The sequence below is a fragment of the Pseudomonas baltica genome, assembly GCF_014235765.1.
Lineage (GTDB): Bacteria > Pseudomonadota > Gammaproteobacteria > Pseudomonadales > Pseudomonadaceae > Aquipseudomonas > Aquipseudomonas baltica.
This window is the reverse complement of sequence record NZ_JACMYH010000008.1, coordinates 40,981-56,535: the sequence shown is the minus strand read 5'-3', so window position 1 is coordinate 56,535 and position 15,555 is coordinate 40,981. Positions and strand designations below refer to the sequence as shown.

Below are 15,555 nucleotides of genomic sequence, written 5' to 3'. Positions count from 1 at the left end.
TACTTGCACTCAACCCCGGCGGTCCACCTTGTTGCTGAGGATAATCGAGGTCGTGGTTTTCTCCACCCCGTCGACGCTGCCGATCTGGTCCAGCAACTCATCCAGTTGTTCCGGCGAATCGGTGCGCAGCCAGGCCACGTAATCGAACTCGCCACTGACGGCGCACAGTTGCTGCACCTGCGCCATGCCACTCAGGCGCCGTACCACGTCCTTGCCGGAACGCGGCTGCACGGTGATGCCGACGTAAGCCTGCAAGCCGCCATCCAGTGCGTGCTGGCCCAGCCTTACCCCGTAGCCGCTGATGACCCCGGAGCTTTCGAGCCGCGCCAGCCGTGCGGTGACCGTGGTACGGGCGATGCCCAGGCCGCGAGCGAGCATCGCCACGCTTTCGCGGGCATTGATCTGCAGGGCGGCGATCAGTTGGCGGTCCAGAGCATCCAGGGCAAACGAGTGGCGGTCGGACAAAACAGGCTCCATCAGCGAGTGGGCGAGCGTTGATTAGGCCATTGATCGGCGCCGTGCTCAAAGCAATGTTGCCAGCCACGCTTTTTCAAATCACGCAGAGCCTTTTGTTCAGCACCCTGCAGTTGAACGGAAAGTTTGACGCGACTTGTCGAAAGTGCAGTCGAACTTGCTGTTTCTGGCGTCAGGCGAGCGGCAGTCTGAGTGCAATGGATTGATTAAATTGAAGTGGCAAAACTATCAATCCCTCTATAGTTCGCCACGCGATAGTTCACCCACCGCTGCTGTTTGCATTCAGACCTTTACTGAACAACCCGCTGCTCGCGGCCCCTCAGAGCAAGGAACAGGAGAACAAGGAACATGAGTTCAACCCGTGGCACGCACATGCCGACCGTCGTGGCCGGCTTGATGCTGGCGTGCGCCGTGATCGCCAGCTTCCTGGCCGCCAGCGGTCCGGTGCAATGGATGGACAATGGCCTGATGCTGGCCGACGCCGCCCAAGGCCCGTTCTTCAGCGAGTCCCTGGGACCGGTGAGTCACCCGCTCTACGCGCTCGTCGCTCGTGTCATCCACGCGCTGCTGGGCATGCACCTGCTCAGCCTGCTCAACGCCATCCTGTTGCTGCCACTGGCCGTGGTCGTCCACGGCCTGGCGGTCAGTGTCGGCACCCCACGCCACCTGGCGTTGCTGGCCGCGACCGCCACCGTGCTTGCCCACGCCGTGTTCTGGGCCTCCACCAAGGCCGAACCCTACGTGCTGCATGCCCTGCTGATCATCGGCGCCTACTGGCTGTGCTTCGCACCGGCGCGACTCGGTGCCACCGGGCGCCTGCTGGCCATCGGTGCGCTCAGCGGCCTTGCCCTGGCGATTCACCCCCTGACACTGGTGGTGCTGCTGCCGTTGTATGTGCAGCTGGCCGTGCAACACAGGCTGCGCCTGCTACTGGTGCTGCCCGGCATCGCCCTGGGTTTTGCGCCGGCCTGGCCTGCCGTGATCAACGACCTGGGCACTGGCATGAGCCTGTTCGACATCACCCGCCGTTACCTGGCAGGCCCCGACCAACTGGCGATCATCGTCGGCGGTCGCAACGACACGCTCTGGCGTTTCGACGACCTGTGGCACGAGAAAAACGCCGTGGTGCTGCTGGCACTGTCGCTGATCGGCCCGCAAATCCTCGGCCTCATCCTGTGGCCGAAAACCCGTGCGCTGCAGGTGCTTTGGGCAGCGCTGCTGCTCAACTTCCTGTTCGCCGTGTCCTACGGCGTATTCGACCGCTTTACCCTGTTCCTGCCGGGCATCGCCCTGGCCAGCATCCTCGGCGTGGTCCACCTGGCCAGATACCTGCCTGGCGGCCGGATCGGCACTGCCGTCGTCTACCTGTCGGTATTGGCGGGGCCGGTGGCCATGCTGTCGATGTGGGGGCTGTACGCCAACGGCTGGGTCAAGCTGCCGACCCACACCGAAGCCCTGCCGTTTCGCAACGACATCCGCTACTACCTGGTGCCCTACCTGCAAGACCGCTCCGCGCACCAGTTCGCCCGCACCTACGAAACCCTGGTGCCGCCCGGCGCCCTGGTCGTCGCCGACACCACCCCACTGGGCGCCCTGCGCTCCGCCCAAGCCAACGGCGCGCTGCGCGGCCGCATCCTGCAAGGCTGCGAACAGAGCACCAACATCCCGCCCTACCTGAACGGCGCCGGCGCCTTTCTGCCGCGTACCAGCTTTTGCGGAAACATCGGGGAGCAGTACCGGTTGCAGGAGAATTTGCTGGGGTTTCGTTTGCAGGCGAAGTGAGGGTTTCCAGAGAGGAGCCTAAAGGCTGCACTTTGTGTCAGCCGACGCTTTATTTTCGTTAGGGTTGGGTATACGTTACATTGACCTCACTTTGTCACGTATACAGAACATGGATTACGAGCTCATTGCCACCCGTCTGGGCGCGCAAATCCGGCAACGCCGCCTCAATCGTGGCATGACTCAAGCCCGGCTTGCCGCATTAGCTTTTGTCACACGGCAGAAGGTCATTGCGATCGAGAAGGGCGATCTCTCGGTCGGCATGACCGCCTATGCACGCGTGCTCGCTGCGCTGAATTGCGAACTCACGGTCATACCTGCCGTGCTGCCCACGCTGGATGAAATTCACGGGATATTCGACTGATGCCGACCCTACTGCAGGTTTCAACCCCGGAAGGAGAGAGCGGAAGAGTGATGCGCAGCGAAGATGACTACATCTTCCGCTATCGCGATGACGCTAGTGCCCACAGGGCGATCAGTTTGCTCATGCCCCCGCGAATGGATGAGTATCGCCATCGTGAACTTCATCCCATCTTCCAGATGAATCTGCCTGAGGGTTACGTGCTGGAGCAGCTGCGTAATCGCCTGGCCAAGCTGACAAACGTCGATCCAATGCTACTCCTGGCTCTTTCAGGCAGCAGTTCGCCCATCGGGCGAGTCGCAGTCAACTCGCCGGAAGTCGATGCGCTGTTGCAACGCCAACAGTTCCCCGGAGAAAGGCTGGATGAGATCCTCGCCTGGGATGGTGCCGAGGACATCTTCGCCAGCCTGGTCGATCGCTACATCCTGCGTGCCGGCATCTCAGGGGTGCAACCCAAGGTGCTGGTACCTGAGCATCAAAACCACGCGCCGCAGCGATTCACCTCGAAAACGTCCGAACTGATCATCAAGAGCGGCCGAGATGAATTTCCTGGCCTGGCGATCAACGAGTTTCTCTGCATGTCCGTGGCCAAGGCTTCTGGAATCGTCGTGCCGGAATTCTACCTGTCCGATAACACCAAACTATTCGTCATGCGCCGCTTCGATCGGGACGAGCAGCTCAACCCCATTGGCTTCGAGGACATGACAGCCCTCATGGGCCTGGCTGCCGAACAGAAGTACAGCAAGAGCTACTCGTCCATTGCCAGAGCCATCCGTATGTTCTGCGCCCCGGACCGGATAGAGCATTCACTGTCTCAGCTATTCGCCATCGTGACTCTCAGCTGCATCGTCGGCAACGGCGATGCTCATCTGAAAAACTTCGGACTGCTCTACGCCAATCCCGCCCAGGGCGATGCACGGCTTGCACCCGCCTACGACATCGTCAACACCACGGCCTATATCCCTGACGACGTACTTGCCCTGGACCTGATCGGTAACAAATCAATGTTCGCCTCGCGACAGGGCTTGCTGGATTTCGCCCAGCTCTGTGCTGTAGAGCAGCCACAAGAAGTGATCCGCAGGCAATTGCAGGCGTTGGAGCAGGTGCTGGCGAGCTCGGGTGAGGTGACGGAGCAAGCGCAGCACGTGGTCGCCGCAATACAGAAAAGTGCCGCTCCGTTCAGGCAAACATTTGGGTAGTTTGCCTTCAATCAACAGCCTGATGGAGCGCAGCACCTTAGAGACTTTGCATGACTCTACACTTGGGAAAAGCTGAACACCCCCAAAATTGCTGCCCGGCATTGGCTCCCGTTTTCCGCGTGCGAATGACCAGCGCATTGCCACACTTCGGGCAACAACGTTCAGCGCTTGGATCACTGCGACGCTTGAGTTGTTGCACGTGTTCGCGATGAGTCGCAATGCTCGGCGCCAGACGCCCGGCCTTCAATGCTTGAAACATGTCATCGACTTCCGCCTCGCTGAACACCACCTGCCGAAACGACTTGATATAGCGGATGAACCCGATGCCCCGAGTCACATTGGCCGGCATCTCGGTCTTGAACGTACTGCCCCCGACGAACGTGATCACCGAATGCAGGTGGGCAGGGCTCACCCCTAAAGTGGCTTCCAGCGCCTTCAGGTGTTTGTAGTTCTGCCGAAGAGGGTTCTGGAATTTGAAGCTGCGCCTGGGAAACTTCTGCGTCCACTGCGCCTGGTGTTCAGTACCGAAAATCCAGCCGCTCATGTTCTTCGTTTCCAGCACAAAAATGCCATGGACCGAGAGAAACACGTGATCGATCTGCGTGGTGCCGTCAGGCGTATTCAGGGTGACGTTGTGCAGGCGTCGATAGGTGTGTTGGTCCAGTTGCCAGTGTGCAAACAAGCGTACCAGCAACTCACCGATATGACCCTTGGCCCACGGCGACTTGAACAACGTGATTAGCAACAGGAGCGGGAGCGCCCAGCTCAGCATGCCCCAGAGCTGGGCGATGACAGGTGTGAAGTCCATTTCTCAACCTTGATGACAGTACCAACGCCAGCATAGCTGGATTATTTCTGCGTTCGCGCACCACCGGCCGTGGCCGACGCTTCGGAGCCGGTTGCCGTCTTGAAGTACGCCACATGATAGGCCAGCCCGACAAAGACCGCGCCTCCCACGGCGTTACCCAAGAATACCGGAACGAAGTTATCGGCGAACTGCGCCCAGCTCAAGGCCCCGGCAAAGATCGCCGCCGGTATGACGAACATATTGGCGACCACGTGCTGGAAGCCGATCGCCACGAAGGCCTTTCCAAAACAAAAAAAGCCGCGCAAAGCGCGGCTCTCAAATCTTGGTGGGCCCAGTAGGACTCGAACCTACGACCAAGGGATTATGAGTCCCCTGCTCTAACCAACTGAGCTATAGGCCCCAGAAGGCCGCCGATTATAGCGATGGATTGAAGGGAGTGCTATCCGAAAAATCCGAAAGGCGCATACGAAGAAAGGTCGCGGCGAAGCGCTCGGGGGGCAGGGGCAGGCTGACCAGGTAGCCCTGGATCTGCTCGCAGCCTTCGCGGGCGAGGAATGCCTGCTGCGCGGGGGTTTCCACGCCTTCGGCGATGACGGTGAGTTGCATGCTGCGGCCCAGGGCGATGATGGCTCGTACGATGGCGGCATCATGGGGGTCGTCGGGCAGGCCGCGGACGAACGACTGGTCGATCTTGAGAATGTCCAGCGGCAAGCGCTTGAGGTAGCTCAGCGAGGAGTAGCCAGTGCCGAAGTCGTCGATGGCCAGCTGTACGCCCAGGTGCTTGAGCTGGTGCAGCACCACCAGGGCTTCTTCGGCCTGGCTCATGATGAAGTTTTCGGTGATCTCCAGCTGCAGCGACTGCGGGCGCAGGCCGCTGTCGGCCAGCAGTCCTTCGATGCGCTTGAGCAGGTTGGGCTGGCGCAGCTGGGCGCCGGCGAGGTTGACCGACAGCGGGCCGAACTCGTGGTATAGCCGTTTCCACTCGCACATCTGTCGGCAGGCCTGTTCCAGCACCCAATCGCCGAGCTGCAGGATCATCCCGTTCTCTTCGGCCAGCGAAATGAATTGCTCGGGCGGCACGTCGCCGAAGTTGGGGTGCTTCCAGCGGATCAGCGCTTCGGCGCCCACCAGGCTGTGGGTGTCGATGCTGAACTTGGGCTGGTAGCTCAGGCTCAGCTCGTCGCGCTCGATGGCGCGGCGTAGCTCGTGCTCCAGCGCGATGCGGGTGGTGGCCTGGGTGGTGAGGTCGCGGGTGTAGCTCTCCACCCGGTTGCGACCCTTGGCCTTGGAGCGGTACATGGCGGCATCGGCGTTCTTGACCAGGGTGGCGACGTCGCTGCCGTCCTGCGGATACAGGCTGGTGCCGATGCTGGCGCTGGTGAAGAACTCGTGGTCGCCGGCCTGGAACGGCGCAGTAAAGCAGGCCAGGACCTTGGCGGCGATATGCTCGGCATCGCTGGCGTGGGCCAGGCCCGGCAGCAGGATGATGAACTCGTCGCCGCCCAGGCGCGCCACGGTGTCGATGTCGCGCACTTGCTCCTTGAGGCGCTGGGCGATGCCCTTGAGCAGCAGGTCGCCCACCGGGTGGCCGAGGCTGTCGTTGATGTGTTTGAAACGATCGAGATCGAGGAACAGCACCGCGCCCTGGCCGCCGGTTTCGGTCTGGCTGGCCAGCGCGGCGGCAAGCCGGCTTTCGAACAAGGTGCGGTTGGGCAGGCCGGTCAGGGGGTCGTGATGGGCCTGATAGTCCAGCCGCGCCTGTGCGTGCTTGAGGCTGGAAATGTCGGCGAACACCGCCACGAAATGGGTGATCGCTTCGTCGCCGTTGCGCACCGAGCTGATGGTCAGCCAGCTGGGGTACAGCTCGCCGTTCTTGCGCCGGTTGCAGATCTCGCCCTGCCAATGCCCTTCGGCCGCCAGCCGATGCCACATGGCGATGTAGAACGCGCTGTCGTGCTGGCCCGAGGCGAGCAGGCGAGGGGTCTGGCCCAGCACCTCCTGTTCGCTGAAGCCGGTAATCTCGGTGAACGCGCGGTTGACCATGCTGATGCGCTGCTGGGTGTCGGTGATCAGCACGCCCTCGGCGGTGCTTTCGAACACGGTCGCCGCCAGCGCCAGCTTGTGCTGCATCTGGTGGCGCTCGGTGATGTCGCGGGCAATCGTCAGCATGCAGGCGTCGCCACCGATCGGCAGCGGGCGCACCGACACCTCACAGAGTCGCACCTGGCCATCGATGCGCCGAATGCGGCAGGCGAAGTCGCGGACGAAGCCTTGTCGCTGCAGCTTCTCCAGCAACCGCTTGCGCTCGTTGGGGTCGGCCCAGATGCCCAGCTCCAGGGTCGAGCGATCCAGCGAGGTCTTGCTCTTGTGCCCGGTCATGATGCTGAAGCCTTCGTTGACCTCGATCAGCAGCCCGTCGCTCTGCCGGGTCAGCAGCATGCCGTCGGGCGAGGCGTGGAACGCCTTGGCGAATTTCTCTTCGGAAATCTGCAGGCGTTGCTGGGTCTGCTTCAGCTCGCTGATGTCGCGCACCACCACGACCAGGGCAGCGGTGGTTTCCAGTTCGAACGGCTCGGCCGAAAGCAGGCCGGTGAAGCGCTGGCCGTTGTCGCGGCGAAAGGTCATCTCCAGGTTGCGCACGCTGCCGCCCTGCAGGCGCTTGAGCAAGCGCGGTGCCACGCCGTCCACGCCCCAGATATCCAGCTCGGCGGCGCGGCGTCCGACCACCTGCGGCGCCTTGAGGCCGATCTGCTCTTCGAAAGCCTCGTTGACCTCCAGCAGGCAGCCGTCGCTGAGCCGCGCGATGACCAGGATGTCGGGGCACTGGCGGAACACCGAGGCGAATTTCTGCTCGGACAGGCGCTGGGCCTCTTCGATCTTCTTGGTTTCGCTGATGTCGATCATCAGGCCGCGCATCACCGGGCGCAGGTCATGCTTGATCAGGCTGACGATGTCACGCACCCACAGGCTGCGTCCGTCGGCGGTGATCACCCGGTATTCAAGGGCATGCCCGACGCCTGCGGCGGTCTGTTCCGAGCAGTAGGCGCGCGCTCGGCGGGCGTCCTCGGGGTGCAGGATGCGCTGCCAGAAGCCCGGCTCCAGCCAGCTCTGCAGAGGGTAGCCCAGCAGGGCCTCGGCATGGGGCGAGACGTAACTGTAGGTGTAGTCGGTGGTGTCGGCTTCCCAGGCGATGGCCGAAAGGCTCTCGACCAAGCCGCGGTAATGGTATTCGCTGCTGCGCAGCTCATGCTCCAGGGCAATGCGCTGGCTGATCTCCGAGGTCAGGCGACGGTTGATGCGGATCACCACGCCCAGGGCAATCACCAACATGACCAGCCCTGGCAGACCGTAGATCAGGGTGTTGTACCAGTCGCGCGCGGGCGCGGCATCGGCCACAGTCTCCTCGTCCAGCGACGGCGCGCGGTCGCTTGCCAGCGCTGCGAACACAGGGCGCGCGTTTGCGCCGTCGGTGTGCAACGACGCACGTTCAAGTTGCCCTGGCGGGTAGCCGGCGGGAGGAGGGGTGTCGGCGATGGCTGGCCCGGCGAGCGAAGTCAGCAGCACAAGTGCCGGCAGTCGATGCATGGCAGCCTCGTTGGACCAGCGCAGAAAAGGCCAGTGTAGTCGGGCGCGGCGGCCAGCGGGAAGAGGGGGTGATAACAAACTTGAAGGCCATCGGTCCATGATGCAAAACCCCCGACAGGGCCGGGGGTTCTGGTGGTGCTCGTCGCAGAAGCTTATTCGTCGAGGAACGAGCGCAGGTGCTCGCTTCTGGTCGGGTGACGCAGCTTGCGCAGCGCCTTGGCTTCGATCTGGCGGATACGCTCGCGGGTAACATCGAACTGCTTGCCGACTTCCTCGAGGGTGTGGTCGGTGTTCATGTCGATGCCGAAACGCATGCGCAGCACCTTGGCTTCCCGTGCCGTAAGGCCGCCCAGCACTTCGCGCGTGGCTTCCTTGAGGCTCTCCACGGTGGCCACGTCGATCGGCGACTGCATGGTGGAGTCTTCGATGAAGTCACCCAGATGGGAGTCTTCGTCGTCACCAATCGGCGTCTCCATGGAGATAGGCTCCTTGGCGATCTTCAAGACCTTGCGGATCTTGTCCTCGGGCATCTCCATGCGCTCGCCCAGCTCTTCAGGCGTAGGCTCGCGACCCATCTCCTGCAGCATCTGCCGCGAAATGCGGTTGAGCTTGTTGATGGTCTCGATCATGTGCACCGGAATACGGATGGTGCGTGCCTGGTCGGCGATCGAGCGAGTGATGGCCTGACGAATCCACCAGGTGGCGTACGTCGAGAACTTGTAGCCGCGACGGTATTCGAACTTGTCCACCGCCTTCATCAAGCCGATGTTGCCTTCCTGGATCAGGTCAAGGAATTGCAGGCCACGGTTGGTGTACTTCTTGGCAATCGAGATCACCAGACGCAGGTTGGCCTCGACCATCTCTTTCTTCGCCCGACGCGCCTTGGCTTCGCCGATCGACATGCGACGGTTGATGTCCTTGATCTCGGCGATGGTCAGGCCGGTTTCCGCTTCCAGCGCGCTCAGCTTCTGCTGGCAGCGCTGGATGTCGGCCTGCAGGCGACCGATGGCTTCAGCGTACTTCGCCTTGCCGTTGGCCAGGGCATCGCTCCAGGTCTGGTCGACTTCGTTGCCGGGGAACTGGCGCAGGAAGTCGGCACGCGGCATGCGTGCATCACGCACGCACAGCTGCATGATGGCGCGTTCCTGCTGACGCAGACGCTCCAGAGCACCACGAACACGCTCCACCAGGCCTTCGAACTGCTTGGGCACCAGCTTGATCGGCATGAACAGCTCGGCCAGCAGCAGCATCTCGGCAATGCCTTGCTTGCTGTGACGGCCATGCTTCTTCAGAGCCTTCAAAGTGACGGCGAGCTGGTCGGACACGGCGCCGAAGCGCTGCTGGGCGATGACGGGATCCGGACCGCTTTCGACTTCGTCCTCGTCGTCGCTGTCGGCTTCCTCTTCGTCGTCGTCCTTGCCATCGGCCTTGTCGGCCGATTTCTCGACCGGCGGCGGTACCTCGGCCGGCGGCGCAATGCCTTCGTCCGGGTCGATGTAGCCGCTGAGCACGTCGGACAGGCGGCCGCCCTCGGTGGTCACACGATCGTATTCGCTGAGGATGTGCTCGACCGTGCCGGGGAAGTGCGCAATTGCGCCCATCACTTCACGGATGCCCTCTTCGATACGTTTGGCGATTTCGATTTCGCCTTCACGCGTGAGCAGCTCGACCGTACCCATTTCGCGCATGTACATGCGCACCGGGTCGGTCGTGCGACCGATGTCGGTCTCGACCGCTGCCAACGCGGCAGCGGCCTCTTCGGCCGCCGCTTCGTCGGTATCGGCTTCGGCCAACAAAAGGGCATCCGCATCCGGAGCACTCTCGAATACGTTGATCCCCATGTCGTTGATCATGCGGATGATGTCTTCCACCTGCTCCGGATCTGAAATATCCTCGGGCAGGTGATCGTTGACCTCGGCGTAAGTCAGGTAACCCTGCTCACGACCACGGGTGATCAACTCTTTGATACGAGACTGCTGTTGCGCTTTTCCGGACATAACACCCTATCCACTGAAGGTCTTGGCGGGCAAAAAACAAGCCGAGGATTATACCCGAGCTAGGACCTCACGCGCCAGTTGAGGTCGGGGTTTGTGCGTGAACATTGCGGCTGAGTAGCTCGCGCAGTTGATTCTTTTCCTCTGCGCTCAGTTCACTCTGTCTTGATTTTCTGAGCAAATGCTCGAGACAACGCTCGCGTTGGCGAGCGGACAAGCTAGTTATAGTGTCGAAAAACTGTTGTTCAAGGTTATCGGCATCGATCAGCCATTCTTTCTCGGCCAGTGCTCGCAGCAGCTTGCCCTGTTCGGTGCCGTGCCAGCGCGCGATCAACTGCAGAGAGCGTAGCTTAGGATTCTTCTGCAGGGCTTCGAGCAATGCCACCAGCAACTGCGCGTGTACCTGTTCTTCATCGGCAAAATGGCTGACGTCCTCGACCTTTTCCGCCAGTTGCGGGTAGTGCAGCAAGGTTCGCAGCGCGCTCAAGGTAGGCGGCTCGACGGTCACCGGCGTGCGCGGCTGCGGGCGCGGCTCGAAATCACGCTTGCCTTTGCCCTTCCAGGGCTTGCCTTCCCATTTCTTCCCGCCTGGCTTGGCCGATGTCCATTGTTGCTGTGGTTCGAAGGCCGGCGGCGCATGAAAGTCACTGAAGTCGGGCGAATAACCCGGCATCGAATCGTAATCGGCCAGTGGATCATGGCTGGGCATCGGTGTGGCAGGGGCGCTTTGCACCAGCTGGCTGACAGCCTCGCCGCTCAAGCCGGTGATCTGGCTCAGGCGGTTGCGCATCAACGTGCGCAGATTGGCGCCGGGCACCTTGTCGATCAGCGGCGCAGCCAGTGTCGCCATGTGCGCCTTGCCTTCGAGCGAGCGCGGATCGGCTTCTTCGGTCAACTGCTGGAAAAAATAGTCGGCCAGCGGCTGTGCGTGCTGGTTGATGCGGGCGCGGAAGGCGTCTGTTCCTTCAGAGCGCACCAGGGTATCCGGGTCTTCGCCTTCGGGCAGAAACAGGAAGCGCGCCTTGCGCCCATCCTGCAGGCTCGGCAGTGCAGCTTCCAGTGCGCGCCAGGCGGCATTGCGGCCGGCCTGGTCGCCGTCGAAGCAGAACAACACGCTGGGCACCACGCGGAACAGGCGCTTGAGATGTTCCTCGCTGGTGGCCGTGCCCAGGGTCGCGACGGCATTGCGCAGGCCTTGCTGGGCCAGGGCAATGACGTCCATGTAGCCTTCCACGACGATGATCTCGTCGAGGTTGCGGTTGTGCTTGCGTGCCTCGTACAGGCCGTACAGCTCCTGGCCCTTGTGGAACACCGGGGTTTCCGGCGAGTTCAGGTACTTGGGCTTGTCGTCACCGAGCACGCGGCCACCGAAGGCGATGACCCGTCCGCGGCTGTCGCGGATGGGGAACATCACGCGGTCGCGAAAACGGTCGTAGCGCTTGCCGGAGTCGGCGTTCTCCACCAGCAGGCCGGCGTCGATCATGGCTTTCTGTTGCAGGCTGTCGCTGCTCAGGTGCTTGAACAGGTTGTCCCAGCCGGGCGGGGCGAAGCCCAGGCCGAAATCGCGGGCGATCTCGCCGGACAGGCCCCGACCCTTGAGGTAGTCGACTGCCGCGCGACGTTGCGCATGCCCCTTGAGCGCCATGCGGTAGAACTGCGCGGCAGCTTCAAGCAAGGTGTACAACGGTGAGTCGGTGGGCTGGCGAGGCTTGCTGTTGCGCCCGCTGTCTTCGCGCGGCACTTCCATGCCGGCGGCCTTGGCCAGTTCCTCGACGGCCTGGGGGAAGTCCAGGTTGTCGTGGTCCATGATGAAGCCAAGGGCATTGCCGCCCGCGCCGCAGCCAAAACAGTAATAGAACTGCTTGTCGGGGCTGACGCTGAACGAGGGAGTCTTTTCCTTGTGGAACGGGCAGCAGGCGGTGTAGTTCTTGCCGGCTTTCTTCATTTGCAGGCGAGACTGCACGACATCGACGATATCGGTGCGGTTGAGCAGGTCGTCGATGAAGCCTTGGGGAATCAGCCCGGCCATGGCGTTCTCTTTATCAGCAGCCCAGGAGCGGAAGTGTACCCATTGGAAATCGGTCTGGCAGGTGTTGCAGCGCAGATTTCTGTATCGGAAACGTCTGTACGTTCAACGGAGCCCGGGGGCAGCAGTCGAAGCAGGGCGTTGCCAAAGGAATAAGTGTGCTCGTCTGCAGCCTTGCAAGGCTCGTCAGAATGACGCGCACGATCTGGCGATGAAACCAGTTCTGACGGTTGAGGCGGGGTACTGCTGCAACTGCCGGCAGCCCGGCTGTGGGCCGGGCAAGGCAGAAGCTTGCAACGAACGTCTGTGTATTAGTACAGACGAACGGCGCGGCGCTGTTCGCGCTGGACTTTCTTGGCGTGGCGTTTGACAGCGGCTGCTGCCTTGCGCTTACGCTCCGAAGTCGGCTTCTCGTAAAATTCGCGGCTACGAACTTCAGCCAGTACACCGGCTTTTTCGCAGGAGCGCTTGAAACGACGCAGAGCTACGTCGAAGGGTTCGTTCTCTTTAACTTTGACGGCTGGCATCCAGAGCTACCTTCATTCATTACCGGGGTCGACATCTCATGGCAAAATCGCGCATAAGTACGTCGGTTTTTAAGGGTTGCGGATGTTAACCCTTACCCGACAGGAATGCAAAGCCTCTGATCGAAAACCGCTGGTCGGTGCCTTGTTCGACGACTATCATGCGCGCCTTCGAATAGAGCTCCACAAGGCCTGGCCATGCTAGTACTGGGATTGGAAACGTCCTGCGACGAAACCGGTGTCGCATTATACGACAGCGAACGCGGCCTGCTGGCCGACGCGCTGTTCAGCCAGATCGACCTGCATCGCGCCTATGGCGGGGTCGTGCCCGAGCTTGCCTCGCGCGATCACGTCAAACGCATGCTGCCGTTGATCCGCCAGGTCTTGGCCGAAGCCGACTGCGCGGCAACCGAGATCGACGCCATCGCCTACACGGCCGGCCCCGGCCTGGTCGGGGCGCTGCTGGTAGGTGCCTCCTGTGCGCAGGCGCTGGCGTTCGCCTGGGACATACCGGCTCTGGGCGTTCATCACATGGAAGGCCACTTGTTGGCGCCCATGCTGGAAGAGCAGCCGCCACAGTTTCCGTTCGTCGCTCTGCTGGTGTCCGGCGGCCATACGCAATTGGTGCAGGTCGACGGCATCGGCCAGTATGCGTTGCTGGGCGAGACCCTGGACGATGCCGCGGGGGAAGCCTTCGACAAGACCGCCAAGCTGATCGGCCTGAATTACCCGGGTGGCCCGGAGATCGCTCGCTTGGCCAAGCAGGGTGTGGCGGGGCGCTTTACCTTCCCCCGACCGATGTGCGACCGCCCTGGCCTGGATTTCAGCTTCAGCGGCTTGAAGACCTTTGCCCTCAACACCTGGCAGGAGTGCCGCAGCGCCGGAGACGACGGCGATCAGACCCGCTGCGACATCTCCCTGGCCTTCGAGCAGGCGGTGGTCGATACCCTGACCTACAAATGCCGCCGCGCCTTGAAGCAGACCGGTCTCAAGCGTCTGGTGATCGCCGGCGGGGTGAGTGCCAACCAGTCGCTGCGCCAGGGCCTGGAAAAAATGCTGGGTGAACTGGGTGGCAATGTCTATTACGCCCGTCCGCAGTTCTGTACGGATAACGGCGCAATGATCGCCTATGCTGGTTGTCAGCGGCTGTTGGCCGGGCAGCAGGAAACCCTGGCGATCAGTGTCCAGGCACGTTGGCCAATGGAGCAGTTGCCACCGCTTTGAACGTGCTGGCCAGCCCGCTCAGAAGTGACGCTCGCGGCCGGCGAACAGATCGCGCAGGTTGCCGCGGTGACGCCAGATCACCAGCACCGTCAGCACGCTCATGGGTAGCAGCGCCTCAGGGCGCTGCCAGGCCAGTAACGGTAGGGTCAGGGGCGTGGCGATCAGGGCCGCCAGCGAACTGGTGCGGCTGAGCCGAAAGGTCAGCGCCCAGGCCAGCATTGCCAGCAGTGCAGCGGGTGGGTACAGCCCCATCAGCAGGCCAGCGGAGGTGGCCACGCCCTTGCCGCCCTTGAAGCGGAAATACAGCGGGAACAGGTGGCCGATTACCGCGCAGAGCCCGATCCAGGCTTGCTGCCCGAGGGTCATCCCGGCCCAGGCGGCGGCCAGCACCGGCAGCAAACCCTTGCACAAGTCGCCCAGCAGAGTGAGGATGGCGAGCTTTTTACCGGCCAGGCGCAGCATGTTGGTTGCCCCGGCGTTGCCCGAACCGCTCATTCGCGGGTCGGGAGTGCCCGTCGCGCGACTGAGCACGATAGCGAAGGACAGCGAGCCGAGCAGGTAGGCGCCAAGCGCCAGCAACCAGAACATGCTTACTATTTCCGGGTCTGGAAACCCTTGATTCTAACGGCGCCTGGCGCCCTTGTCGTGCTGCGGAGTGAAGTGCTTGGACAGAGTGTTTATCGAAGGTCTGGAAGTCGACACGGTGATCGGCGCCTACGACTGGGAGCGTGACATTCGTCAGTGCCTGCGTCTGGACCTGGTGTTCGCCTGGGACAACCGCCCGGCTGCGGCTGGCGACGACCTTACCCTGGCCCTCGACTATGCGACGGTGTCGCAGCGCGTCCAGGCATTTGCCGCGCAGGCTCGCTTCGAACTGGTCGAGACGTTCGCCGAACGTCTGGCCCAGCTGTTGATGAGCGAGTTCGGCATTCCCTGGCTGCGGCTCAAGGTCACCAAGCCGGGTGCCGTCGCGGCGGCGCAAGGTGTCGGTGTGGAGATCGAGCGCGGATGTCGCTGAATAGAATCTACCTGGGCCTGGGCAGCAACACCGACCGTGAACGTCATCTGTGTGCGGGGCTCGATGCGTTGGCGCCCTTGCTCGTGGACATGCGCTGTTCAGCGGTATTCGAAAGCCAGCCGGTGGGCATCAAGAGCGGCCCGTTCTTCAATCTGGTGGTAACCGGGCTGACCGACTTGCCGTTGACCGCACTGGATCGTCGGTTGAAGTTCATCGAAGCCGACAATGGCCGCTACGCCCCGGAGCGCAAAGGTCTGCCGTTGGATATCGATGTATTGCTGTACGGCGACCTGGTCGGTAACTTCGACGGACTGGTGCTGCCCCGTGCCGAAATTCTGAAAAATGCGTTTGTACTGTGGCCATTGGCATTGATCGCGCCAGAGTTGGTGCATCCAGGCGCAGGGGTGAGTCTTGACCAGCTTTGGCGCGAGTCGAACATCGATCAGGTGTTGGCCCCCGTTCCATTCGAATGGCGCGGGCAGCAATTGACTCCCGTCACGCTTTGAATCATCACCGTCTTCTTCACAAGCACAGCTCCCCACCTGTGGGAGCGGGTCTCTGCC

12 protein-coding genes, 1 tRNA gene and 2 pseudogenes are annotated in these 15,555 nt (G+C 62.1%); 6 read left to right on the top strand and 9 right to left on the bottom strand.

The window, feature by feature from the left end; genetic code table 11:
• Positions 1 to 9: 9 nt before the first annotated feature.
• Positions 10 to 477 (bottom strand): Lrp/AsnC family transcriptional regulator, encoded by a 468-nt coding sequence (locus H7993_RS19150; RefSeq protein WP_185795339.1) that lies wholly within the window; start codon positions 475 to 477, stop codon positions 10 to 12.
• Between the two features lie 345 nt (positions 478 to 822).
• Here H7993_RS19150 and H7993_RS19145 point away from each other — a divergent pair, with 345 nt between their 5' ends.
• The 3 genes from H7993_RS19145 to H7993_RS19135 all read left to right on the top strand — a co-directional run bounded on the left by H7993_RS19145 (position 823) and on the right by H7993_RS19135 (position 3,813).
• Positions 823 to 2,256 (top strand): DUF2723 domain-containing protein, encoded by a 1,434-nt coding sequence (locus H7993_RS19145; RefSeq protein WP_185795338.1) that lies wholly within the window; start codon positions 823 to 825, stop codon positions 2,254 to 2,256.
• 109 nt (positions 2,257 to 2,365) lie between these two features.
• Complete coding sequence (locus H7993_RS19140) at positions 2,366 to 2,617, top strand: helix-turn-helix transcriptional regulator (protein ID WP_122477203.1); 252 nt, start codon at positions 2,366 to 2,368, stop codon at positions 2,615 to 2,617.
• Positions 2,617 to 3,813: a type II toxin-antitoxin system HipA family toxin gene (locus H7993_RS19135; RefSeq protein WP_185795337.1), complete on the top strand. Its 1,197-nt coding sequence runs from the start codon at positions 2,617 to 2,619 to the stop codon at positions 3,811 to 3,813. The genes H7993_RS19140 and H7993_RS19135 overlap by 1 nt, the downstream gene beginning before the upstream one ends.
• Positions 3,814 to 3,850: 37 nt before the next feature.
• Here H7993_RS19135 and H7993_RS19130 read toward each other — a convergent pair whose 3' ends face one another.
• From H7993_RS19130 to rpsU, 7 genes and pseudogenes are all read right to left on the bottom strand, one after another.
• The gene (locus H7993_RS19130) at positions 3,851 to 4,621 is read right to left on the bottom strand and encodes a nuclease-related domain-containing protein (RefSeq protein WP_185795336.1); all 771 of its coding nucleotides are present in this window, start codon (positions 4,619 to 4,621) and stop codon (positions 3,851 to 3,853) included.
• A 41-nt stretch (positions 4,622 to 4,662) separates the two neighbouring features.
• Positions 4,663 to 4,899, bottom strand: a pseudogene (locus tag H7993_RS19125) (formate/nitrite transporter family protein); the annotation flags it as partial.
• A gap of 45 nt (positions 4,900 to 4,944) precedes the next feature.
• A tRNA-Ile gene (locus H7993_RS19120) sits at positions 4,945 to 5,021 on the bottom strand.
• Positions 5,022 to 5,035: 14 nt separating this feature from the next.
• Positions 5,036 to 7,984, bottom strand: a pseudogene (locus H7993_RS19115) (EAL domain-containing protein); the annotation flags it as partial.
• 374 nt (positions 7,985 to 8,358) lie between these two features.
• Positions 8,359 to 10,203: an RNA polymerase sigma factor RpoD gene (gene rpoD / locus H7993_RS19110; RefSeq protein WP_185795335.1), complete on the bottom strand. Its 1,845-nt coding sequence runs from the start codon at positions 10,201 to 10,203 to the stop codon at positions 8,359 to 8,361.
• Positions 10,204 to 10,270: 67 nt separating this feature from the next.
• Positions 10,271 to 12,229: a DNA primase gene (dnaG, locus tag H7993_RS19105; RefSeq protein WP_185795334.1), complete on the bottom strand. Its 1,959-nt coding sequence runs from the start codon at positions 12,227 to 12,229 to the stop codon at positions 10,271 to 10,273.
• 308 nt (positions 12,230 to 12,537) lie between these two features.
• Entirely contained in the window at positions 12,538 to 12,753 is a 216-nt protein-coding gene (gene rpsU, locus H7993_RS19100; RefSeq protein ID WP_002551877.1) for a 30S ribosomal protein S21, read from the bottom strand.
• A gap of 195 nt (positions 12,754 to 12,948) precedes the next feature.
• Here rpsU and tsaD point away from each other — a divergent pair, with 195 nt between their 5' ends.
• On the top strand, positions 12,949 to 13,974 hold the full coding sequence (gene tsaD / locus H7993_RS19095) for a tRNA (adenosine(37)-N6)-threonylcarbamoyltransferase complex transferase subunit TsaD (RefSeq protein WP_185795333.1): 1,026 nt from the start codon (positions 12,949 to 12,951) through the stop codon (positions 13,972 to 13,974).
• Between the two features lie 18 nt (positions 13,975 to 13,992).
• Here tsaD and plsY read toward each other — a convergent pair whose 3' ends face one another.
• Positions 13,993 to 14,562, bottom strand: coding sequence for a glycerol-3-phosphate 1-O-acyltransferase PlsY (gene plsY, locus H7993_RS19090; protein WP_122477134.1), 570 nt, complete (start codon positions 14,560 to 14,562; stop codon positions 13,993 to 13,995).
• Positions 14,563 to 14,638: 76 nt separating this feature from the next.
• Between plsY and folB the strand changes: the two genes are divergently transcribed.
• Positions 14,639 to 14,992, top strand: a complete 354-nt coding sequence (gene folB, locus H7993_RS19085) for a dihydroneopterin aldolase (protein WP_122477136.1) — start codon at positions 14,639 to 14,641, stop codon at positions 14,990 to 14,992.
• Entirely contained in the window at positions 14,983 to 15,498 is a 516-nt protein-coding gene (gene folK / locus H7993_RS19080; RefSeq protein WP_122477137.1) for a 2-amino-4-hydroxy-6-hydroxymethyldihydropteridine diphosphokinase, read from the top strand. The genes folB and folK overlap by 10 nt, the downstream gene beginning before the upstream one ends.
• Positions 15,499 to 15,555: the final 57 nt, after the last annotated feature.